We start from the raw sequence: 22,736 nt of genomic DNA, 5'->3' as shown, positions 1-22,736 counted from the left end.
CCATCGTTACAAGCTTTGCACATACAAATACAACGCTTTTAAAATTTTCATTTTCTGCTCATCGCTGGCATGCTCATGCGCCAGGTTCTCCAGTGCCAGACTATAGTCTTCCATTGTCAGGTTCGGATTATCCAGGCCGTGCATCAGTTTATCAGTGCGGTAACGCTGCCATTTTTGCTGCTCTGGATCCGTTAAGCTTTGCGGATAATTCCTTGCCCGGTATAAAAATAACAAGTTGTTTAGACGTTCGTCACTGAACAAAGGTGGATTTATTGCTAATTCCTCCACTGACAACTGGTGTAACTGTTGCATTTTCTGTTTGTCAGCATCACTGATAAAGCCATTATAAAGTTGATAATCCGGGTTTGTTTCGTTGGGGTAGTCAGAAGGTTGTTGATATAACTCAATCACCTTTTGTTGTATTTCCCGGTGCTGTTTAAACCACTCCAGATGGGTGAGACAACGCGCTCTATCGATTCCTAACTCGTTAGCCCGCTCGATACTTAGCGTTTTAGCATTGGCCAGCACCGGACATTTATTTAAATGTATCAGTTTCAGGCCAAGCCGCTCTTCATCCTCTGCCAGATCGGCAGTGCGGGTATACAGTTTACTAACCAGGGTATCGATGTTGTCTGTCAGTAGCGGCGTGGGATCTGCTTGCAGGTTGTAACAGATAACTGCATTTTTATTAGTTGGATGAAAAGCCAGAGGCACTATCCAGCTAATACAACCAGAACTGGCCGGAAATCTGGATGAAACATGAACCAACGGTGTTAAGCCTGCAACATCTATCAATTCGCTTACTTTTGTTTTTTTACGCAGCTCAAATAAATAGCTGAAAAGTTTAGGTTGTTTCTCTTTGATCAATTTGGCAATAGCTATGGTGGCGTAAACATCTGATAACGCATCGTGCGCCTGTTCATGAGCCAGGCCGTTTGCTTTACTCAAATGCTCCAGTTTAAAGCTGGGGCTGCCATCTTCCCGCAGGGGCCAGTTAATGCCCTCCGGACGCAATGCATAGCAAGCCCGAACCACATCAATTAAATCCCAGCGGCTGTTACCCTGTTGCCATTCCCGTCCATAGGGTTCAAAAAAGTTGCGGAATAAACTATATCGGGTTACCTCATCATCAAACCGCAAGCTGTTGTAACCCAGAACACAGCTGCCAGGCTCACTGAAACGGCTCAGAATGCGTTGCATAAACTCAGTTTCGGTCATTCCTTTTTTATTACATAATTGCGGCGTTAATCCGGTGATTAATGCCGCTTGCGGATGAGGCAGATAGTCATTGGCCAGCTGACAGTACCAGACATCCGGCTCGCTGATAATGTTCAGTTCAGGGTCGGTTCTGATCCCGGCAAACTGAGCGGGTCGATCCCGCTTCGGGTCGGCCCCCCAGGTTTCATAATCGTGAAAATAGAACGAAAGTGGTTGCGACATAATATAGTTCTGAGATTAATGCAGCTGCAGTTATAAGCCAATGCCAACAATCATAACATTGGTATTGACGCTAGATGTAACTTTTCATTGTAATTAAGCAGGCGTAGCTGGCAGAGTCAGCCGCCAGGCTAATAAGTTTTACAACAAGTTGTGATTTGAAAACAATTCCAGTACAAAGAACAGACAATAACCATTAGGACAACCAATGAAAAAATTATTACTGGCTATTCCGTTTTGCCTGTCTGCTTCAGTTATGGCCGCAGGCGCACCTGTCGGCATTGTGATCCATGGCGGCGCAGGCACTATTGATCGCAGTAAAATGACTGAAGAGCAGCGACAGGATTACGAGGCGACCCTGACTAAAGCAGTAAATCAGGGCTATGAATTGCTGGCTGCCGGTGGCAGCAGCCTGGATGCCGTGACGTTGGCCGTAACTGTACTGGAAGACTCGCCGCTTTTTAATGCTGGTAAAGGTGCGGTATATACCTGGGATGAAAACCATGAACTGGATGCCGCCATTATGACCGGTCAGGATCGTAACGCCGGAGCTGTTGCCAGTGTTACCAATGTCAAAAATCCTATTCTGCTGGCCCGGGCGGTGATGGAAAAGTCAGACCACGTTATGTTAACCGGTATAGGCGCCGAGCAGTTCGCCGCTGCGCAGCAACTGGAACTGGTTGATAACAGTTACTTTAATACCGAATTTCGCTATGAAGCGCTGAAGAAGGCAAAGCAGGCCCGGCAAAAACTACCGCAACAAGCAACTGTTGAAGTTGATCCAGGTTGGAAGATGGGAACAGTGGGTGCAGTAGCGATAGATAACACCGGTAATCTGGCTGCGGCGACATCCACCGGCGGCATGACCGCTAAACGTTGGGGCCGGGTAGGCGATGTGCCGGTTATTGGTGCTGGTAACTTTGCCGATAACAGCAGCTGTGCGGTGTCAGGTACTGGCCATGGCGAGTATTTTATTCGCTATAACGTGGCGTCAGATATTTGCGCCAGGGTTAAATACCAGGGTAAAACTGCAGCGACAGCTGCCAATGAGGTCATTACTGAGCTGCTGCAGGTTGGCGGCACAGGCGGTGTTATTGTTGTTGATAACAAAGGTGAACTTAGCTGGGCCTTTAATACTCAGGGAATGTATCGGGCAAAACGTAATTACGCAGGTACCGTAGTTGAAATTTTCGCCACTGAAACTGAAAAAGCAGGCAATTAAACCAGCCTGAACTAAACTGAAGAGGCGCAAACTGGTTGCGATTAGATGTTTGGAGGGAATAGATGGATTTGATGAAAGTCGCTGACTATATGCATCGTCATCCTGTTACTTTTACCGTCGATATGCCAGTAGAGATGGCGGTTGATCGTTTAATTAAAGGGAAGCAGACCGGCGGGCCTGTGGTTGATATTGCTAACAAGATCATTGGCTTTGTGTCGGAGCAGGATTGTCTGGCGCGGATGTTAATGTCAACTTACCATGATCAGCAATCCGCCCGGGTTGCTGATGTGATGAATACAGAAGTATTAACAGTAAAACCTTACGATGGCGTGATTGATTTAGCGCAGATGATGCTGAAACTAAAACCTAAGCTATACCCCGTTGTCGATGATGATGGTTATTTGCTGGGTATTATCAACCGCTCTGATGTTTTAGCCGCAATCGATAAAGAGCTGCATTCTCACTACCGGCGTGTTGTTTAACGCTAGACCTCAACCCTGCTAGCTTGGTAGCATGACGCCCTCTGATTGCTGAGGGTGTTATTTTGTCTGTTGAGCCAGTAGTAAGTGCTGCATCTTTATATTCCAAAGTCACTGATTGTCTGTTACAGGATCAGTTCCGGCTGCGCCGCCGTTTAAATCAGTGTCGAAAAATTACCGATCAAGCGGCTCAGTTGCCACAGTTACAGAAAATTGCCGCGGATATCTCGCGTTCAGTTGCGCAGCGAGCTGCACGTCAGGCTGCTGTGCCCGCCATCAGTTATCCGATGGAATTACCTGTTGCTGCAAAAAAGGATGATATTAAGGCCGCCATTGCCGCGAATCAGGTTGTGATCATTGCCGGTGAAACGGGCTCAGGTAAAACCACCCAAATTCCGAAAATATGCCTGGAGCTGGGACGCGGGGTTGCCGGGACTATCGGTCACACTCAACCACGACGTCTTGCGGCGCGTAGTGTGGCCGATCGGATAGCTGAAGAGTTAGGTTGTCAGCCCGGGCAACAGGTTGGCTATAAAATCCGCTTTGGTGATCATACTACCGGCCAGACGCTGGTAAAGCTGATGACCGACGGGGTGTTGCTGGCAGAAATGCAGCAGGATCGGTTTCTAAATCAGTATGACACTATCATTATTGACGAAGCCCACGAGCGCAGTCTGAATATCGATTTTCTGTTGGGTTATTTAAAGCAGTTGCTACCGAAACGACCAGACTTAAAACTGATTATTACCTCAGCAACGATTGATCCACAGCGTTTTTCCCGCCATTTTTTTGATGCACCGGTAATTGAAGTATCAGGCCGCACCTATCCGGTTGAAACCCGCTACCGTCCTTACACTGAACAGGATGATAAAGATACCGACCAATTACAGGGTATTTTTGATGCGGTAGAAGAACTATACCGGGAACCGCGCGGCGACATTCTTATATTTTTAAATGGTGAGCGGGAAATAAGAGATACTGCCGACGCCCTGGAAAAGCTTAAATTGCCGCATACCGAAGTACTGCCGCTCTATGCCAGATTAAGTGCTGCTGAGCAAAACCGGATTTTTCAAAGCCATGCCGGCAGAAGAATTGTGCTGGCAACAAACGTCGCAGAAACCTCATTGACAGTGCCTGGTATTCGCTATGTTATCGATCCTGGTACCGCCCGTTTGTCCCGTTACAGTTATCGTTCGAAAGTGCAGCAACTGCCGATAGAAGCAATCAGTCAGGCCAGTGCCAATCAGCGAAAAGGCCGTTGTGGCCGGGTTGCAGCCGGTATTTGTATCCGGCTTTATAGCGAAGAGGATTTTAACGGCCGGCCAGAGTTTACTGATCCGGAAATACTGCGCACCAATTTAGCGTCGGTTATTATGCAGATGCTGGCATTGGGTCTGGGTGATATTGATGCGTTTCCTTTTTTACAGCGGCCAGACAACCGTTTTGTCAACGATGGTATAAAACTGCTGGAAGAACTCGGCGCCATAGAGCCACAGCGGGGCCGGCAAAAATTAAGTTTAACGGCTTTAGGTAAGCAACTTGCCCGTTTACCAATAGATCCGCGACTGGCCCGAATGGTTGTTAGTGCCAGCAGTAATGGTGCCTTAAACGAAGTACTGGTGGTGGTGGCTGCGTTATCAATTCAGGACCCGCGGGAACGACCACTTGATAAACAGCAAAAAGCAGATGAGAGTCATGGCCGCTTTGCTGACCCCGACTCAGACTTTAGCAGCTGGCTGAAACTGTGGGATTACTTACAGCAACAACAGCAGGAATTAAGCAACAATCAGTTTCGCCGCCTGTGCCGGCAGGAGTTTTTAAACTATCTGCGGGTAAGGGAATGGCAGGACTTAGTGGGCCAGCTTAGCCAGTTAGCAAAAGAGCAGGGGATGAGTTTTAATACAGGTAGCGCCGGCTATCAGTCGCTGCACAGCGCCCTGCTAACCGGTTTGTTGGGCCAGGTAGGCTTTAAAGATACCGAGGCCGACTATCTGGGGCCCCGCCAGACCCGCTTCTACGCCTTCCCTGGCAGCAATTTGTTTAAACGCAAACCGAAGTGGGTTGTTGCGGCGGAGTGGGTTGAGACCAGTAAACTGTATGCGCGCAGCCTGGCTAAGATCGAACCGGAATGGATTGAGCCGCTGGCAGCCCATTTAGTCACCCGTAGTTACAGCGAGCCGCACTGGCAAAAAAAACGTGGTGCGGTAGTGGCCTATGAGCAAGTGTCGTTGTATGGGCTGGTGATCGTGCCAAAACGTCCGGTGTTATACAGTAAAATTGATGAGCACGTTAGCCATCAGATTTTTATCCGTGAAGCCCTGGTTAACCAGGAGTTGGGTAGCAACGAAGCTTTCTTAAGCCATAACCAGCGGCTGATTGACGGCGTGACGGCGCTGGAGGAGAAGTCGCGCCGGCGCGACATTCTGGTTGATGAAGAGACACTTGCAGCGTTTTATGCTGAAAAAGTGCCGGTATGGGCCAATAACCGGATAGATTTTACTAAATGGTGGAAAAAGCAGCGCGCCAGTCAGCCTGACTTTTTAAATTTTGACCCGGATAGCCTGCTAAACCGTGATGCCAGTGATATTACCGCTGATAAGTTTCCGGAAAGCTGGCGTCAGGGCAATGTCACTCTGGCTCTGGAATATCACTTTGCCCCGGGTGAGCAGGATGATGGTGTTAGTGTCATTATACCGCTGGCGCTACTTAACCAAATTGAAGACAACGGTTTTGACTGGTTAATACCGGCGTTACGGCATGAGTTAATGGTTGCGTTAATAAAATCCCTGCCTAAGCAATACCGGCGTAACTTTGTGCCGGCACCCAATTATGCTGATGCGCTGTTGCAGGTTATTGCGCCGGAGCAGGGCCATTTACTTGAAGTGGTCAGCCAGCGTTTAAAGCGAATGTCAGGCGTAACGATCCCGGAGGATGCCTGGGATTTAACCAGCTTACCTGCCCATTTAACCATGAATTTTAAAGTGGTTGATGATAGGGGCAAAACGCTGCAACAAAGCCGTTCACTGGCCTTGTTAAAACAAGGCTTGCAGGGCGAAGTCCAACAAAGCCTCAGCCAGGTCGCCGAGCAAGGGATTGAGCAATCCGAGCTAACCGACTGGAGTTTTGGCAAGTTACCGCTGGAATATGTAAAAATTCAGGCAGGTTATGAAATTAAAGCGTTCCCGGCCCTGGTTGACGAACGGAACTCAGTTGCCATAAAGCTTTTAGATAATCCTGAACAAGCGCGACAAATGACATTACTGGGATTAAGACGTTTATTGCTGTTGAATGTGCCATCACCGGTAAAGTATCTGCAGGAGTCGTTACCGAATAAAGCAAAGTTAGGTTTGTACTTTAATCCATTCGGTCGGGTGCTGGAGCTGATAGATGATTGTATCGCCGCGGGCGTAGATTCGTTAATTGCTAGCAGCGAACTGCCCACAACCAGCCAGCAATTCAGTGTATTACGGGATAAAGTAAGAGCCGGTCTGGGTGAGACGGTTGTGGCAATAGCGCTCCAGGTTGAACAAATTCTAACTTTAGGTCACGACATTCAAAAACGATTAAAAGGCAAGGTAGACCTGGCGCATATTCAATCACAGGGCGATATTAAACAGCAGCTCAATGAATTAGTATTTAAAGGCTTTGTCAGCCGGCACGGTGCGGCCCGGTTACCTGACATCCTGCGCTATTTGCAGGCAATGTTAAAACGCCTTGAAAAGTTGCCGGTTGACCCGCAGCGCGACCGGCTGTTAATGCATGAGTATCAGAAAGCAGCAGATGCCTACACTAATTTACTGGGTAAATATGCTGGTGCACCGTTGCTACCTGAGCCTGTGCAAAACATTTACTGGATGTTACAGGAGCTAAAAGTATCATTGCATGCGCAGCAATTGGGTACGCCTTATCCGGTTTCAGTTAAACGTATTTTGCACGCTGTTGCTGATTTAAAAAGCTAGGTCAGTTTAAAAAGGTATTCAACAGCCTGGCTAGCATATTAAACCTGCAATGTTGAGGGCTGTCTATTGGCACTTTACACACCGTCAGGAAAGTTCTATAAATAGTGTTGTTGTATTGACAGGGGAAAGTGATGTTAACAAAAGGCGATGGACGGCATTATTTCAGAATGATGGTTAATGCAGATGTACAGTTACAGCTTAATGATCCTGAAGCAGGCCGGATGATAGACGGTATTTGCCGCGATTTAAGTGCGTCTGGTATGTCGGTAGATATTGATGAGCCACTGGAGATGGGCACGTTAATTAAAGTAAGACTGGAATCTAATAATGCGAGTATTCCGCCACTTGACGCTACAGCTAAGGTAGTTCGGTGTGCTCAGGAAAGTGAAGATGGTTATCAGGTTGGTCTGGCTTTTATGGAATTAAACTAACCCGCTTTTAACAGCGGGTTAGCAACACTGCCGGTTAGTGTTATGCAATTTTACAGATCAGGCCTTTCAGATAATGGCCTTCAGGAAAGGTGCTTAATACCGGATGATCGCTGTCCTGGGTTAAACGCTCTAAAAACAGGCATTGACGTTTCGCATCCAGCGCAGCGTCTGCCACTATTTTCTGAAATAAGCTGTCTTCCATCAGGCCTGAACATGAAAAAGTGAATAACAAACCACCTGGTTTCACTAATTGCATCGCCACCATATTAATATCTTTATAACCGCGACAAGCACCGGCCAGCTGCGATTTATTGTCGGCAAACTTTGGTGGATCCAGGATAACCATATCAAATTGTCTGCCCTGTTCCCGATATTGGCGCAGTAATTTAAATACATCTGCCTTTTGCTGAGTCAAAGCGCTTAAGTCCAGTTTATTTAAATTGGCATTTCGTTCTGCTGTTGTCAGTGCTAACTCTGATAGATCGACGTTGGTAACATGGTTGGCGCCACCTTGTAGTGCCGCCACTGCAAAAGTTCCGGTGTAACTAAAGCAATTTAGTACCGTTCTGGAAAGAGCATAACGCTTAACCGCCTGACGACTGGCCCGCTGATCCAGATAAAAACCGGTTTTATGGCCATTTATTATATCTACCAGTAACGCCATGCCGTGTTCCTGAATAACCACTTCAGCTGAATCACGCGGCAGATGCAACCAACCCGTAGCAGGTTGCAGCCCCTCTTTTTTGCGGACATCAACATCAGAGCGCTCAAATATGCTGTGCTTCGGAAACAATTTAATTAAAGCGCTTAGCAATAATTTACGGCTGGATTCCGCACCGGCGGATAATAGCTGACACACCAGTACATCTGCATATTTATCGATAGTAATGCCTGGCAATCCATCAGACTCGCCGGCAATCAGCCTTACGGCATTAGTGGTTTGCAGATCAAACAGGCTTTGTCTTAGCTGCCAGGCTTCTGCTAAGCGGCAATAAAAGAAGTTTTCGTCAATAGTCTCGTTCTGAACAAAACTCCATACCCGTGCTCTGATTTGCGAGCGGGGCGAGTAGGCAGCGGTCGCCAGCCATTCACCTTTGCTGCTCAGAACCTCAACGATATCTCCGCTGTTGGGGGTGTTGATCACCTGACTTATCGCGTTTGAAAAAATCCACGGATGCTGCCGCTTTAATGCTTTTTCCCGACCGGGGGCAAGAATAATGGCAGGGCTTGTAGTTTGCTTGCTCATACGCTTGGTTACACTGTGCTAGACTAAAAGCCGCATTTTAGAGAAGCTGACAGCAAAGCAAAAGCAAAACCTGCCAGTTTGAAACATTTAGGGTGAAAATGACAAACATTCCGCTGCAAATGCAGGTTGTAAATGTACTGCAACCTGGAAAAAACAGCGCGTTGCATATTGAAAAACGGCCAGTGCCACAGCCACAGCAGGGGCAGTTGCTGCTGAAAGTAAAAGCCGCCGGGGTAAACCGGGCAGATTTAATGCAACGCCAGGGCCTCTACCCGCCGCCGCCTGGTGAAAGTGATATTCTGGGCCTCGAAGTAGCTGGCACCGTGGTTAAGGTAGCAAGCAAGGCCGATGAGCACTGGCTCGGTAAAGATGTCTTTGGCATCGTTGCCGGCGGCGGTTACGCTGAATATGCGCTGCTACAAAGTGGCCATGCAATTGCCAAACCCAAGCGCTGGAGCTGGCTGCAAGCCGGAGCAGCTGCTGAAGCGTTTTTAACCGCTTATCAGTTATTGTTTGTGATAGGCGGCCTGAAGTCAGGTCAGCGGTTGTTATTGCACGCCGGAGCCAGCGGCATAGGAACCAGCGCCCTGCAACTTGCCACGCTCGCCGGCGCCAGAGTTGCCGTGACTGTTGGCCGCTCAGATAAAGCTGAAGCCTGTCGCAAACTTAGTGCTGAGCTGGCGGTAAATTATCGCAACAGTCTGTTTGCTGACGAGCTTACTACACACTGGCCGACAGGCGTTGATTTAATTCTTGACCCTGTAGCCGGTGAATACCTGCAGCATAATGTTCGGGTGTTGGCAGAAGACGGCTTGATTATCATTTATGCGCTGATGGGAGGCCGGATAATTGAGCAACTGGATTTAGCGCCCTTATTTAAAAAGCGTGGCAGGATAGTCTGCAGCACCTTACGTAACAGAACGAACAGCTACAAAGCGCAACTGACAGCAGGCTTTGTTGCCACCTTTGCAGAGCAGATGAATAACGGTATATTTGCACCAATACTTGATCAGAGTGTTGACTGGAAAAATGCCCAGCAGGCTCATAATGTTTTGTTAAGCAACAATAATGTCGGTAAATTAGTGCTGGAGTTCTGACGGTTGATCGTTAATATTGTGTGTAGCAAAGCTGAACAAGGATAAATACGAATAATGTCAATTGGAAATGTAGGTAAATCCAATTTCACTAAAGCGGTCAAAGCCCTGTTAAATCGTATTTATGATGAAACTGTTGTTGCTGATTCTTTGTTTGAGCAAGCGGCGTTGTGGTTTGGTCAATCCGCTGAGCGCGAGCAGCAACGAGCAGAAAAAGAGCAGCAGGTATTTCTGTTCAAACACCGCCAGGCCCAGGCCAGCAAAGGTGATCAGGCGCTGATAGAGCGGAATCTGCAGCAGGCACAGAGTGAGCAGGACAGTTTTAACCTGCAGCAGCAACAGGAGCAGTCTGGCCGCTATGAAACCATGCGCCAGCTATGTTCTGATATTCTGGCATTGTCAGAAAGTAACAGCTTTGAAGAAACAAATCTGCAGACTGCAAAAATGCTGGGTACCATTCAGTTGATGTCGCCAACTGTGGGCAAAAACGTGGCATCGTCAAATCAGAAAACCAAACATCTTTATAAAGGGTTACTCAGTTTACGCCTGCTGGATCGGCTGCTGCTGGACGGTAACATCAGCCACCCATACATTCTGAAACGGTATCAGGCAAGCGCTGACACGGCGCCGGAAGATGACTATCAGCCTTTTCGGGATGATGTCCAGATCCCGCTGCTGATGGCGGCACTACTGCAGGATATCGGTACCTGTCATCCCGACGCTCAACGCATTCTGAAGGGAGCAGACGGTGATCTGGATCAGTTCAGGGTGCTTGAAAACGATGAAAGAACTGAGCTTCTGAAAATAAGCTACCGGGAAAGCCTGAATTTCGTAGTGCAGGCGATTGGTATAGGCAGCTATCAGGGCAACTCCAGAGAGCAACGTGACTGGTACCTGCAAAATGAACGGGAAAAGCAGGCTTTTGCTATCTTTCTGCTGAAAAATGCGGTTAAGCCGGAGCACGGCGTCGGCAACTTATTAAAAATACCTCAGATTTACACTTCGGTAGTGTTATCGACCAAAGCAAACTACAGCTATGAAAGTTTGCCAAAAGTCAGCCTGGTGCTGGAGAAAGGGGTGGAGAAAGGCGTCTACAGCCCGGTAGCTGTCGCCGGCCTGCTTGCTATTACCGGGGTTTTCCCGCAGGGATTTGGCGTAACCTATATTCCGAAAGATTCTGATCGACAGGATTTAGATCGCTATGAATATGCGATTGTCACCAGCTTGTACCCGGACAATCCACGAACGCCTGTTTGCCGGATGGTAACCCGTAACCTGACGTATAATGTGTCTGCTCAGGGCTGTGTTGTCAGCGTTGACAATAATTTATATTACCCGCAAGCCCGCAAAAAATTAGAACGGATCAGTGAAGAAAGGTTACTGGAGATTTTAAGTAAACTGGTGTCGAACTTTGAAGAGCGCAAAAGTATGGCGCTGCTACCCAAATGCTGGCATCCGGAAGAGTACTTTTCTTATACCAAAAATCAGAATTTGTGGAATAAAGCGCTGATAAACCAAAATTAACAACTAACCTGGTTTAACAGCTGAGTGATCCCGGCCGGGTGCTGCGGCATCAGCTGAAAGTGTCGGATCTGAATCTGATGCGGAGTCTTGTTCAACCGCAGTTTCCGGTATCTGCTCAGTGCTGATGTCATCCCGCATTTGTTGCTGCACCAGGCCTTCATCAACCCGGGGGTCCAGCGCTGCTGCCAGTGGCGACGAAACTAAATCTCCTGAGGCGACCTGATAGTCTGAAGAATGCTGCTGTGACAGCATTTTTTTGGCCATTTTCTGATTGTAGTTAACCCGTTGCAGCCTGATAAACAGCACTAAACAGGCCAGTGCCATATAGCCATACAGCATGCTATTACCAAGTAACTGCATCAGGCCTGATGCGATGAGCGGACCGATAGTCGCACCAATACCAAAGGTCAGTAAAATGGTGGCAGATAACGCAACCCGCTCTTCGGCATCAATATGTTGATTTGCCAACGCGGTGGCCAGCGGGTAAAGGGTAAACGCCAGGATACCGAAGCAGAAAGTTAAACCAATCAGCAACGGGCCTGTCACGGGCAGAGTTGCCATCGTCAGTACAATAAGCCCTAACAGTGCACTGTTTACCCGTAATAACCGGCTACGCGGGATTTTGTCAGACAGCTTGCCCATAGGCCACTGTGCCAGTAAGCCGGCCAGAATGGTGGCAGACATAAACACCGCAATTTCCTTAGTAGATAAGCCTGAGCCGGCGGCAAAGGCAGGAGCAAGGCCATAAAATGACCCTGAAATACCACCAGCCATCAGAATGGTTGTTAAAGATTGCGGGACCTGACGCCAGAATGGCAGAATTTTCAGCGGCGCCGGGTGAAGTGGTGCAGGGTGGATCCGTTTGGTCAGGGCTATCGGCACTATGCAAAGCGCATAGCATATACCAACCAGCAATAACGGCTGTAAGCCCAGCTCCGGAAAAAACGATAGTACAGTCTGGCCGCCAACCATGCCTATATAAGACACAATCATATAACTGGCAAACACCGTACCCCGTTGGTTGGTTTCAGCCTGCTCGTTTAACCAGCTTTCCAGCACCATATACTGGCACATCATGCCAGTACCGACCAGCAGGCGCAGTACTATCCAGATTTGCAAGTCGTCTGTTAACGCGTGGCCAAGGGCTGATGCGGTGACCACCCCGGCACTGGCAACAAAGGTACGGATATGGCCGACCCGGCCGATCAATTTATGGCCCAGTTTTGAGCCGACTACCAGCCCGAGATAATAGGCTGACATCATGCCGCCTATCCACAATTGCTCAACACCATCTGCCGCCAGTGATAACCCCAGATAAGTGGTTAACAGACCAGCGCCCAGCACCATGATAAGGGTGGTGGCAAACAATGATGAGAAACTGCGAAACGGGCTCAGCATCAGGCTATTTTACCCGCATGCCAGGCGTGGCACCTTCATCAGGGCTTAAAATGAAAATGTCACTTCCACCCGGTCCTGCGGCCAGCACCATCCCCTCAGACATACCAAAACGCATTTTCCTTGGTGCCAGATTGGCTACCATAACGGTGCTGCGCCCAATCAGATCATCAGGCGTGTATGCCGCTTTAATACCGGCAAATACCTGACGTATTTCGCCTTCGCCAATATCCAGTTGCAATTGGACCAGTTTGTCAGCGCCTTCTACTGCACTGGCACTGACGATTTTTGCCACCCGCAAATCAATTTTGGCAAAGTCATCAATACTAATGGTGTCGCTTAACGGCTCGCGACCAGCGGCTGCAGGTTTGACAGCGGGTTTAGTGTCCTCTGCCTTTGCAGGCGCAGATGTTTGTGTCGTGGGCTGCAGGTTGTCGGTAGATGCTTCAACCATAGCCGCAACCTTTAACGGGTCTACCCGTTGCATCAACGCTTTAAACGGGTTGATGGCGTGATTAAGCAATGGTTGCTGATAATTCTGCCAGCTCAGTTCGGTATTTAAAAAGGCTTCAACTTCTGCGGCCATTACCGGTAACACCGGTTTTAAATAGTGCATTAATACCCGGAATAAATTCAGGCCCATTGAGCATACCGCATGCGCTTCCTGCTGACGGCTGTCATCTTTTACTAATACCCAGGGGGCTTTGTTATCAATATACTGGTTGGCCCTATCTGCCAGCGCCATAATGTCGCGAATGGCTTTTGCAAACTCACGCTTCTCAAAGCTTTCAGCAATACTGTCACCTGCTGCAATAAAATCCTGCAGCAGGGCCGGTTCAGCAAGCTCTGCGGCAAGTTTACCGTCAAACCGTTTTGTAATAAAACCTGCACAGCGGCTGGCGATATTAACCACTTTGCCCACTAAATCGGCATTTACCTTCTGGGTAAAATCATCCAGATTTAAATCAAGATCGGTGATCCCTGAAGTCAGCTTTGAAGCAAAGTAATAACGCAGGTATTCCGGGTTAAGGTTATCCAGATATGTGCGGGCCTTAATGAAAGTACCGCGGGATTTCGACATTTTGGCGCCATTTACAGTAACAAAGCCATGGGCGAATACCGCGTTTGGTTTGCGAAAGCCGGCGCCCTCTAGCATGGCAGGCCAGAACAGGCTGTGAAAATATATGATGTCTTTACCGATAAAGTGATAAACCTCGGCTGCAGAGTCTGGCTGCCAGAAGCTGTCAAAATCGACACTATTGTTATCACAATAGTTTTTAAAGCTGGCCAGATAGCCTATCGGCGCATCCAGCCAGACGTAGAAAAACTTGCCTGGTGCGCCGGGAATTTCAAAGCCAAAATAGGGGGCATCGCGGCTGATATCCCACATCTGCAGGCCGTCGGTAAACCATTCCTGCAGTTTATTCGCCATTTCTTCCTGCAGAGCTCCGCTGCGGGTCCAGTCCTGCAACATCTGACTGAAGGCAGGTAAGTCAAAGAAGTAGTGCTCAGAATCTTTTAAAACCGGGGTGGCACCCGATACCACTGAGCGTGGGTTTTTAACATCAGTCGGGCTATAGGTGGCTCCGCAGACATCACAGCTGTCACCGTTTTGATCCAGCGCACCACATTTTGGGCAATCACCTTTGACAAACCGGTCGGGTAAAAACATATTTTTCTGAGGGTCATATAACTGACTGATGGTTTTACGCTTAATATGGCCGGCCTTGTCCAGACGCTGGTAAATCAAGCTGGCAAACTCACGGTTTTCATCACTATGAGTGGAGTAGTAGTTGTCAAACCCAATAGCAAAACCGGCAAAATCGGCTTCATGTTCTATTTTGGTCTGAGCAATCATTTGCTCTGGTGAGATCCCCTGCTGCTGTGCTTTAAGCATAATAGGGGTGCCATGGGCATCATCGGCACAAACGTAATAGCATTCATGGCCCCGGGCCTTTTGGAAGCGTGACCAGATATCAGTTTGAATATATTCAAGCAGGTGGCCCAGATGGATAGGGCCATTGGCATAGGGTAAAGCGCTGGTGATTAATATTTTCCGTTGCGACATCTGGGAGGCTCTTTGCATAAATAACTGAAAAAAAGTTGCTTAATGATACAATAGCCAGCATTAAATCGCATCCGCCAAAGCTCTGCAGGGGCAAAAATGTGGCAGATATCAGCGAATTCTTTCCTGTGTGTAGTAACGTTGGGAGCAGCAATGTTTAATTGGTTGAAAAAACAGGCAGTAAAACCGGCAAAACCAGGCAAAAACCAAAACACACCACCCACCAGTGACAATCCGCCGGCAATAGATCCTGAGTCCTTAATTGAGTTACTGCAAAGCACTGAACCGGTTATGGCGAATATTCAGCATATTGTACTGGTTGCATCGGGCAAAGGCGGGGTAGGCAAGTCAACTACCGCTGTTAACCTGGCGACGACCCTGGCCCATATTGGCCTGCGGACGGGGTTATTAGATGCAGATATCTACGGGCCGTCCATTCCGTTAATGCTTGGGCTGCAGGATGCCAGGGCAGATTCGCCAGATAATAAGCTGCTAAACCCGAAGCAGGCTTTTGGTGTTACGCTGCAATCGATTGGTTTTCTGATAGAGCCAGACAAAGCCTCGGTCTGGCGTGGCCCAATGGCCAGCCAGGCATTACTGCAACTGATTAACGAAACGTTGTGGCCAGAGCTTGATGTCCTGATTGTCGATATGCCACCGGGTACCGGCGATATTCAACTAACCCTGTCGCAAAAGCTGAAAGTCAGTGGTGCGGTAATTGTTACCACCCCACAGGATGTGGCGCTTAGTGATGCCGGCAAGGCCATTACCATGTTTAACCAGGTTAATATTCCGGTACTGGGCCTGATTGAAAATATGAGTTATTACCAATGCCCGCATTGTGGCCAGAGTGATGATATTTTTGGCACAGCGGGTGGGGTACGACTAGCAGAGCGCTATCAGGTACCGGTACTTGGGCAACTTCCACTGCAGCGACAAATACGTGAACACGCAGATGGTGGTGAACCAGCGGTATTAAAGCTGCAGCCAATTGCCGCAATTTACCGTACAATTGCGTGGAATATGTTAACTAATATCACTGGTGCCACCGCGCACCAGGTAGACATTGTAATAACGGATGATTAAGCATGAGATTGAGTGACCGCGACATAGAGCGTTACCTGGCCGAGGGAAAAATTGGTATTACACCGGCACCTGATGCCGACATGATCAGTGGGGTAAGTGTTGATATCCGGCTGGGCAATAAATTCAGGGTGTTTCAGGCCCATGCCGCGCCTTATATTGACTTAAGCGGCCCAAGGGCGCAGGTGGATGCCGCGCTGAATTCAGTAATGAGTGACGAGATATATATCCCTGACGACCAGGTGTTTATACTGCATCCCAGTGAGCTAGCGCTCGGGGTGACGCAGGAGTCAGTGCGGTTACCTTCAGATATCGTCGGCTGGTTGGATGGCCGCTCATCGTTAGCACGCCTTGGCTTAATGGTGCATGTTACCGCACACCGGATTGATCCTGGATGGTCAGGCAACATCGTCCTGGAGTTCTACAACAGCGGTAAGTTACCACTGGCACTGCGTCCACATATGAAAATTGGTGCTCTGAACTTTGAATTAATGACCACGCCGGCAGATCGCCCCTATAACACCCGGCCTGATGCCAAGTATCGGCAACAAACCGGCGCCGATGCCAGCCGGATTAGCCATGATGATAAAAGCTGAGAGACTTCAGGCAGCATAAAATAAAAAACCCACGACAAAGCGTGGGTCAAAAAGCTATAAAGCAAAAATGAAGCGGGATGATTATGCAATAAAACTGCATAGCTTGGCAACATCGTGCCGTTAATTTTTTAATTAATTTTTTATGTCTTTCGTTAAAAGTTTGCAGCAGGGAGCAAGGCCGTGGCAGTTGCAAGTATTATTCGTCTACTGTGTCTGGCAGCAATCTGGGGCGCCTCTTTTCTGTTTATGCGCGTTGCTGTGGCCGATTTTGGCCCGGCATGGCTGATGTTTGGCCGGGTATTGCTGGCATCGGTATTTCTGGCAGCAGTGGCACTGGTATACAAGCGCAGTTTACCTGTACGCCAGTACGCCGGCCATTTTATGCTGCTGAGCTTTTTTAACACGGCGTTGCCTTTCTTACTGTTTGCCTACGCGGCGCAAACACTGACGGCATCACTGCTGGCGGTGCTAAATGCGACAGCGCCGTTGTGGGGCGCAATTATCGGTGTATTGTTTTTTCGCCAGACCATGACACTCAAGGTAATGCTGGGCCTGATCCTTGGGATCAGCGGGGTGGCAATTCTGGTTGGTTTTGATGATGTTGTCGCTGACCGGGCCGCGTTACCCGCAATTGCGGCTGCTGCAGGGGCAGCCTGCTGTTACGGCATTGCAACCTGGTATACCCGGTTGGCCAGACCGGTGCCGGCCTTCAGCAATGCTCATGGCAATATGTGGGGAGCCACCCTTTGGCTGGTGCCGCTACTGTGGTTTATTCCAGTCCCTGTAACAGAGCCGGCAACGCAGAGTTTTCTGGCGGTGCTGGCCTTAGGGATCCTGTGTACCGGCGTCGCTTATTTATTGTATTTCAGGCTGGTACAGGATCTAGGTGCCACCCCGACATTAACCGTTACTTTTCTGATCCCGGTATTCGGTGTAATCTGGGGCCATCTTTTTTTACAGGAAACCATCGGCTGGCATACCCTGGCCGGAGCCGGTATTGTAATTGCCGGCACCATGCTGGTAACCGGTTTTAGTGTGTCGGCGTTACGGCGGGCACCGGCTTTAAAGGAGCAACAATGAAATTATATGGTTCACAAACCTCACCTTATGTCCGGCGCATTCGCTTGCTGCTGGCTGATGTGCCCTGCGAGTTTATTAAACTGAATATTCTGGAAGGAGCCGACAGGCAAACGCTGGCAGCAATGAACCCGACTTTACGGATCCCAATGCTTACCGATGGTGCGCAGACCATTTTCGATTCCGGCGTTATTTACCGCTATCTGGCAGCGAAGCAGGGTATTACCGCCCTTAGCTGGTATCAGGAAAATCAATTAACGGTTATTAATGCAGTGAATGATTCGCTGGTGATGCTGTTTCAGTGCAGTCGCAGTGGCCTGGATACCAATGACGATAAACTGTTTTACAATTTGCAGCGGGAGCGGATTGTTACCTCATTGTTTGTATTAGAGCAACAAGCTGCCAATGCTGAATTTGCCAGCTGGGGCTATCCGGCAATGGCGCTTTACAGCCTGCTGGACTGGATATTGTTTCGCGAGTTGCTCGAGCTGGACGACTATCCGGCATTGCTGGCGTTTGTGGCACAAAATAAACAGCAGCCTATGGTGGCAGAGTCTGATCCCCGGCTGACGTAATGTCAGCCGCTTGTTATAACCGAAACCTTACCCCGGTTGTTGTAATGGTTTAAGCACAACCGGCTCAATCAGCACGCTTTGACTGGCATCAGATAACCAAATCTGACCTTCACTGATATTGCACTGTAGCTGCATGGTGCGATTAACCAGTGCTGCCATCTCTTTTACTGCGGTTTCAGGAATGTCAGTTACCTGCAGGTTCTGATAACGCTGCAGCGCCGGTTCAATGTTTTTCCACCACACCGGCACACTGCGGCCACCGTAACAAAATAACTGTACCTGGCGGGCCCGGCCGCAGGCCTTTCTGAGCCATTTTTCATCGCTCTGACCAAATTCAACCCACAGATTAATATTACCGGTTAAATCGCAATCCCAAAGTTCTGCCTGGTCTTCCTCGGCGCTCAGGCCCTTGGTAAAGGTCAGCGTTTCAGAGGCATTAATAATAAAGGCTAACAGGCGAACCATCATTCGCTCATCGTTTTCAGAGGGATGCTGAGCCAGGGTTAAACTGTGATCCTGATAATAGTTGCGGTCCATATCTGCGATTTGCAGCTGAACTTTAAAAACCGTCGCTTTAAGTGCCATACAGGTTTCCCAGCGATAAAAAAACCGCAGTGTAACTCAGCACTGCGGTTCTCGCATTAAAAACAGCCGGCTTATTTAATGGCCATACAGTTTTGAGCTATTATTTTGTTGCTGCGCCATATAGCTCATTTACTTTATGCCAGTTCACCAGTTTCCACCAGGCCGTAGCATAGTCGCCACGTTTGTTCTGGTATTGCAGGTAATATGCATGTTCCCAGACATCCAGCGCCAGTATAGGTGTGCCTTGAACGTCTGCTACGTCCATCAGTGGGTTATCCTGATTCGCGGTTGAAGTAACAGCCAGCTTGTTGTTTTTATCCACAATAAGCCAGGCCCAGCCAGAACCAAAGCGGGTCGCTGCTTCCTGATTAAATGCTGTTTGCAAAGCCTCTAAGCTACCAAAGTCGCGTTTTATTGCGCCATGCAACTCTACAGAGGGCTGGCCACCCTGGCCCGGTGGAGCCATTATCTGCCAGAACAACTGATGATTATAGTGGCCACCTCCATTGTTACGAACTGCGCTGTTGTAGCGTGACATCCGCGACATTATGGCTTCCAGCGGCAGCGTTGCTAATTCAGGAAAGGTTTCTACCTGAGCATTAAGATTGTTCACATAGGCCTGATGGTGCCTGCCATGATGAATTTGCATGGTTTCTTTATCAATTACCGGTGCCAGCGCATCGGCAGCATAGGGCAGTGGTGCCAGGTTAAAGGTCGCAGCGCTTACTGTCGCTACAGCCCCAAACGCAATAAGGCTTGCCACAAGCAAGGATTTGGCAGTTTTTATAATCATGGATAACTCCTGTTAAACATTAAAATACGATGGTATTTCACTCAATATGCAGCTGACTTTTAGTTAACAGCTTAAATTTAAAGGTAAAGATACTATAAAATAAGACAGCCCGATAGCGACAAACAACCTGAAGAATCATTCTGGCAACGGCAAAAGCGCTGAACAGCGCTTAACAATTTCAAGTCTTAACAATTTCGAGATGCTCGGCGCTGGATGTTTACGTTCTATCGTTTATCATTGGTTCAGTGCAAGGAATCAAAAGGATGGCCAATGAAACTCATCGTTATCAGCGCCGTGGCAGGGGTTCTGTCTTTTTCTGCAATGGCAACAGTTTATAAATGTGAGCAAAATGGCGTAGTGACTTACAGCCAAATCCCCTGCAGTGATGATGCTGAAGAAACCGGTTATACCACAGATGGCAATTTAAGCCCTGCAAACCAGCAACAACCGGCAGTGCAGACTGAAAGCCCGTCAGAAACTCTGGCCAGAGTAAGGGATGTTTTAGTAAAGCGGGATCTGCAGCAGGAAATAACCAGATTAAAAGGTGATAAAGCCAGATTACAAAGCCGGCGTGATATTGAAATTACAAAATTACGCCAATCAAAGCTTAAAGCCAACAATAATCTGGCCGGCGCAGTGTGGGAAGAAAGCGTCTCAAAAGAAATGGCGGCAATTGCAGCGCAATACGATACGGATATTCAGGCAGTAGATAGCGAAATAGACCGCTTATCCAAACAACTAAGGCGACTCTGAAAACAGCTGCAGTTTAATTTGCGTTTGTTTCAACAAACAAAAAAGCCGCTAAGCAAAGCTCAGTGGCTTTTTTTGTACAAATTTAATGGTCGGTACGAGAGGATTCGAACCTCCGACCCCTTCACCCCCAGCGAAGTGCGCTACCAAGCTGCGCTACGTACCGACGTGGGGAGTATCATAATGATTCCGTACCAGAAAGCAATGCCGGAAGAGTTAACTGCAGTAATTTTCGCCAGTTAGAGCGCATCACGGTAAATTAACCAAAGGTTCAGTAAGGGTGTTATTAACTAAGGGGGTCAACACAGAGGATAGTATAATGAAAAAAGCAATTTTAACCGGCGCAGTGATTGCTGCCGTTTCCACGTTAGCCGCCTGTGGTGGTGACTCGGCTGATAATCAGCCTCAATCAGTTACATTTAGCCTGGGAGTCAGTGATGCTCCGGTAAATGACGCCAGGGCAGTGATGGTTTGCTTCAATGAAATTGAATTAACCGGTAATGGTGTCGGTAACCAAAGATTCATCATAGGTGATGACAGTGTTGCAGCCGACGCAAACGACAACTGTCGAGACGGCCAGGGCAATATTATTGCTAATACCCGGGGTATCAATTTATTGCTACTGGATGGTGCTAAATCGGAAGCTCTGGTAAGTGGTGCTGAGTTTATGGCCGGAAACTATGGCCAGCTGCGGTTGGAAATTGCAGATGGCAGTTATGTCGAATTGGAGGATGGCAGCCGCGTGCCATTGCGTGTACCGTCCAACGAGCTGAAACTAGGTGGTCTGATGCTGTCGGCCGGCGGTACGTTCAGTTACACCCTAGAATTTGACCTGCGTAAGGCAATGGTAAATCCTGTTGGGCAGGCGGGGTACTTGTTAAAACCTACCGGTTTACGATTAGTTGATAATAGCGACATTGGTCACCTAACCGGCCAGGTTGCCGAAGGGTTTCTGATCAATAACAATTGCACTGTGGCACCTGCAGATGAGGCTTCAGCTGTTGCAACGGTTTATTTGTATCAGGGGGCAGACAGGCCAATAGCAGAGTTATCAGATAACGGTGGGGTTAAAACTTACCAGCCTTATGCCAGTACAACGGTTTACTTCGATGGTGTCAGCGAATATAACTACAGTATTGGTTATGTAGATGCTGACAGTTACACTGCAGCGTTAAGTTGTGACGTGGAAGACGACCCTGAAACGGAAGACAACATTGTGTTTTTGCAGGCTCAAAACGTGGTTATTCCAGCAAATGCCACACCAGTTGAGCTGAACTTTGCTGATTAAGTGACATTCCGTTAAAAGCATCAACCGAAAGAAGGGTGATACGGCAGTGCCATACGCATCCGCATAACCCTGCTGAATAGCATCTATTTCGCTGGTCTGCTATCAAAATACATGCTTACTTGCTAGCATAGCCGTCTTTACGTCTTTGGGTTTAAGCCGTGTTGTGGATCCCTTTTACCTTACTGGCTGCATTTATGCAGGCCTGGCGCAATGCGTTTCAAAAACAATTAAGTAAAGAAGTTAAAGTAGCCGGGGTAACGCTGGCGCGGTTTATCTGGGCATCGCCACTGGCTGCCCTGTATTTATCGGCATTGTATCAATGGCAACCTGCTCCTTTGCCCGATCTTAGTGGCAGTTTCGCCAGCTTTATTATTGGTGCGGCGCTGGCTCAAATTTTGGCGACTGCACTGATGGTAAAACTGTTTATGTTGCGCAACTACGCTATTGGTGCCGGCCTGGCGAAAAGCGAAGCGGTATTAGCGGCTGTGCTTGGCGTAATATTGTTCAGTGAAACACTAAGCCCGCTTGCCTGGCTTGGCGTGGCACTGGGCGGTGGGGCGGTGTTTTTATTAAGTGGTGCCAGTCTGCGCCAGTTATCCTGGCCGGTAATGCTGCTCGGCCTGGGGAGTGGTTTAGCGTTCGCCCTTACTTCGTTATGGGTTCGTCAGGCCAGCCTGGTGTTGGGCTTGCCTTTTCCACATGGTGCTGCTTGGGTATTACTGCTGGTGATAGTGTTGCAAACCCTGCTGTTGCTGTTGTGGTTAGCGTTAAAAGACCGCTCAACCTTGTTGGCACTTTGGCAACGGCCTAAGTTAACCCTGCTGGTCAGCGTTTGCAGTTGCGTCGGCTCGGTCGGCTGGTTCAGTGCCATGAGCCTGGAGTCAGTAGCCTTGGTAAAAACACTGGGCCAGGTAGAAGTATTATTTATGTTGCTGATTTCATCTTTTATTTTAAAAGAGAAGTTAGTGCGGAATGACCATCTTGGGTTAGCACTTATTGTAGTGGCTGCAATTTGTGTGATCTGGGCCTGACAGGCTGCTGTGGTTGATTGCTGTTGCCCGGTTGCCAGAATTAAATGCGTTCTTTACTGGTGAAATTTTACTAACTCAGTAAAATAGGCCGCTGTTTTAACTAACC

The 22,736-nt window shown here is 48.5% G+C and carries 19 protein-coding genes and 1 tRNA gene; 13 read left to right on the top strand and 7 right to left on the bottom strand.

Going from position 1 to position 22,736, the window contains the following annotated elements; translation table 11 throughout:
• Positions 1–6: 6 nt before the first annotated feature.
• On the bottom strand, positions 7–1,440 hold the full coding sequence (gene sbcB, locus KQY15_RS12785) for an exodeoxyribonuclease I (RefSeq protein WP_217669746.1): 1,434 nt from the start codon (positions 1,438–1,440) through the stop codon (positions 7–9).
• Positions 1,441–1,645: 205 nt separating this feature from the next.
• On the opposite strand from sbcB, the gene KQY15_RS12780 reads away from it, so the two are divergent.
• From KQY15_RS12780 to KQY15_RS12765, 4 genes are all read left to right on the top strand, one after another.
• On the top strand, positions 1,646–2,659 hold the full coding sequence (locus tag KQY15_RS12780; protein WP_217669744.1) for an isoaspartyl peptidase/L-asparaginase family protein: 1,014 nt from the start codon (positions 1,646–1,648) through the stop codon (positions 2,657–2,659).
• Between the two features lie 62 nt (positions 2,660–2,721).
• Complete coding sequence (locus tag KQY15_RS12775) at positions 2,722–3,141, top strand: CBS domain-containing protein (RefSeq protein ID WP_217669742.1); 420 nt, start codon at positions 2,722–2,724, stop codon at positions 3,139–3,141.
• Positions 3,142–3,203: 62 nt separating this feature from the next.
• Positions 3,204–7,097, top strand: a complete 3,894-nt coding sequence (gene hrpA / locus KQY15_RS12770; RefSeq protein ID WP_217669740.1) for an ATP-dependent RNA helicase HrpA — start codon at positions 3,204–3,206, stop codon at positions 7,095–7,097.
• Positions 7,098–7,228: 131 nt separating this feature from the next.
• Positions 7,229–7,528, top strand: a complete 300-nt coding sequence (locus KQY15_RS12765) for a PilZ domain-containing protein (protein WP_217669738.1) — start codon at positions 7,229–7,231, stop codon at positions 7,526–7,528.
• 40 nt (positions 7,529–7,568) lie between these two features.
• Here the strand turns inward: KQY15_RS12765 and KQY15_RS12760 are convergent, their stop codons facing one another.
• Entirely contained in the window at positions 7,569–8,774 is a 1,206-nt protein-coding gene (locus KQY15_RS12760) for a class I SAM-dependent rRNA methyltransferase (RefSeq protein WP_217669736.1), read from the bottom strand.
• A gap of 98 nt (positions 8,775–8,872) precedes the next feature.
• On the opposite strand from KQY15_RS12760, the gene KQY15_RS12755 reads away from it, so the two are divergent.
• Entirely contained in the window at positions 8,873–9,871 is a 999-nt protein-coding gene (locus tag KQY15_RS12755; RefSeq protein WP_217669734.1) for an NAD(P)H-quinone oxidoreductase, read from the top strand.
• 54 nt (positions 9,872–9,925) lie between these two features.
• The gene (locus tag KQY15_RS12750) at positions 9,926–11,392 is read left to right on the top strand and encodes a hypothetical protein (RefSeq protein WP_217669732.1); all 1,467 of its coding nucleotides are present in this window, start codon (positions 9,926–9,928) and stop codon (positions 11,390–11,392) included.
• Between the two features lie 3 nt (positions 11,393–11,395).
• Here the strand turns inward: KQY15_RS12750 and KQY15_RS12745 are convergent, their stop codons facing one another.
• On the bottom strand, positions 11,396–12,790 hold the full coding sequence (locus KQY15_RS12745) for an MFS transporter (RefSeq protein ID WP_254795684.1): 1,395 nt from the start codon (positions 12,788–12,790) through the stop codon (positions 11,396–11,398).
• 4 nt (positions 12,791–12,794) lie between these two features.
• Positions 12,795–14,855, bottom strand: coding sequence for a methionine--tRNA ligase (gene metG, locus KQY15_RS12740; protein WP_217669731.1), 2,061 nt, complete (start codon positions 14,853–14,855; stop codon positions 12,795–12,797).
• 150 nt (positions 14,856–15,005) lie between these two features.
• Here metG and apbC point away from each other — a divergent pair, with 150 nt between their 5' ends.
• From apbC to KQY15_RS12720, 4 genes are all read left to right on the top strand, one after another.
• Positions 15,006–15,938 (top strand): iron-sulfur cluster carrier protein ApbC, encoded by a 933-nt coding sequence (apbC, locus tag KQY15_RS12735; protein ID WP_217669729.1) that lies wholly within the window; start codon positions 15,006–15,008, stop codon positions 15,936–15,938.
• Positions 15,939–15,940: 2 nt separating this feature from the next.
• On the top strand, positions 15,941–16,531 hold the full coding sequence (dcd, locus tag KQY15_RS12730) for a dCTP deaminase (protein WP_217669727.1): 591 nt from the start codon (positions 15,941–15,943) through the stop codon (positions 16,529–16,531).
• Positions 16,532–16,711: 180 nt separating this feature from the next.
• Positions 16,712–17,611, top strand: coding sequence for a DMT family transporter (locus tag KQY15_RS12725; protein WP_217669725.1), 900 nt, complete (start codon positions 16,712–16,714; stop codon positions 17,609–17,611).
• Positions 17,608–18,183 carry a glutathione S-transferase family protein gene (locus tag KQY15_RS12720; RefSeq protein ID WP_217669723.1) on the top strand — a complete coding sequence of 192 codons (576 nt, stop codon included), beginning with the start codon at positions 17,608–17,610 and terminating at the stop codon, positions 18,181–18,183. The genes KQY15_RS12725 and KQY15_RS12720 overlap by 4 nt, the downstream gene beginning before the upstream one ends.
• A gap of 27 nt (positions 18,184–18,210) precedes the next feature.
• Here the strand turns inward: KQY15_RS12720 and KQY15_RS12715 are convergent, their stop codons facing one another.
• Positions 18,211–18,768, bottom strand: coding sequence for a YaeQ family protein (locus tag KQY15_RS12715; protein WP_217669721.1), 558 nt, complete (start codon positions 18,766–18,768; stop codon positions 18,211–18,213).
• A gap of 100 nt (positions 18,769–18,868) precedes the next feature.
• Positions 18,869–19,561: a superoxide dismutase gene (locus KQY15_RS12710; protein WP_217669719.1), complete on the bottom strand. Its 693-nt coding sequence runs from the start codon at positions 19,559–19,561 to the stop codon at positions 18,869–18,871.
• A gap of 270 nt (positions 19,562–19,831) precedes the next feature.
• Between KQY15_RS12710 and KQY15_RS12705 the strand changes: the two genes are divergently transcribed.
• On the top strand, positions 19,832–20,314 hold the full coding sequence (locus tag KQY15_RS12705; protein WP_217669717.1) for a DUF4124 domain-containing protein: 483 nt from the start codon (positions 19,832–19,834) through the stop codon (positions 20,312–20,314).
• A gap of 86 nt (positions 20,315–20,400) precedes the next feature.
• Here KQY15_RS12705 and KQY15_RS12700 read toward each other — a convergent pair.
• A tRNA-Pro gene (locus KQY15_RS12700) sits at positions 20,401–20,477 on the bottom strand.
• Positions 20,478–20,630: 153 nt separating this feature from the next.
• Here KQY15_RS12700 and KQY15_RS12695 point away from each other — a divergent pair.
• Complete coding sequence (locus KQY15_RS12695; RefSeq protein WP_217669715.1) at positions 20,631–21,599, top strand: DUF4382 domain-containing protein; 969 nt, start codon at positions 20,631–20,633, stop codon at positions 21,597–21,599.
• Between the two features lie 158 nt (positions 21,600–21,757).
• Positions 21,758–22,630: an EamA family transporter gene (locus tag KQY15_RS12690; RefSeq protein ID WP_217669713.1), complete on the top strand. Its 873-nt coding sequence runs from the start codon at positions 21,758–21,760 to the stop codon at positions 22,628–22,630.
• Positions 22,631–22,736: the final 106 nt, after the last annotated feature.

This window comes from Arsukibacterium indicum (assembly GCF_019100565.1).
GTDB lineage: Bacteria > Pseudomonadota > Gammaproteobacteria > Enterobacterales > Alteromonadaceae > Alishewanella > Alishewanella indicum.
This window is presented reverse-complemented; position numbering and strand designations above follow the sequence as displayed.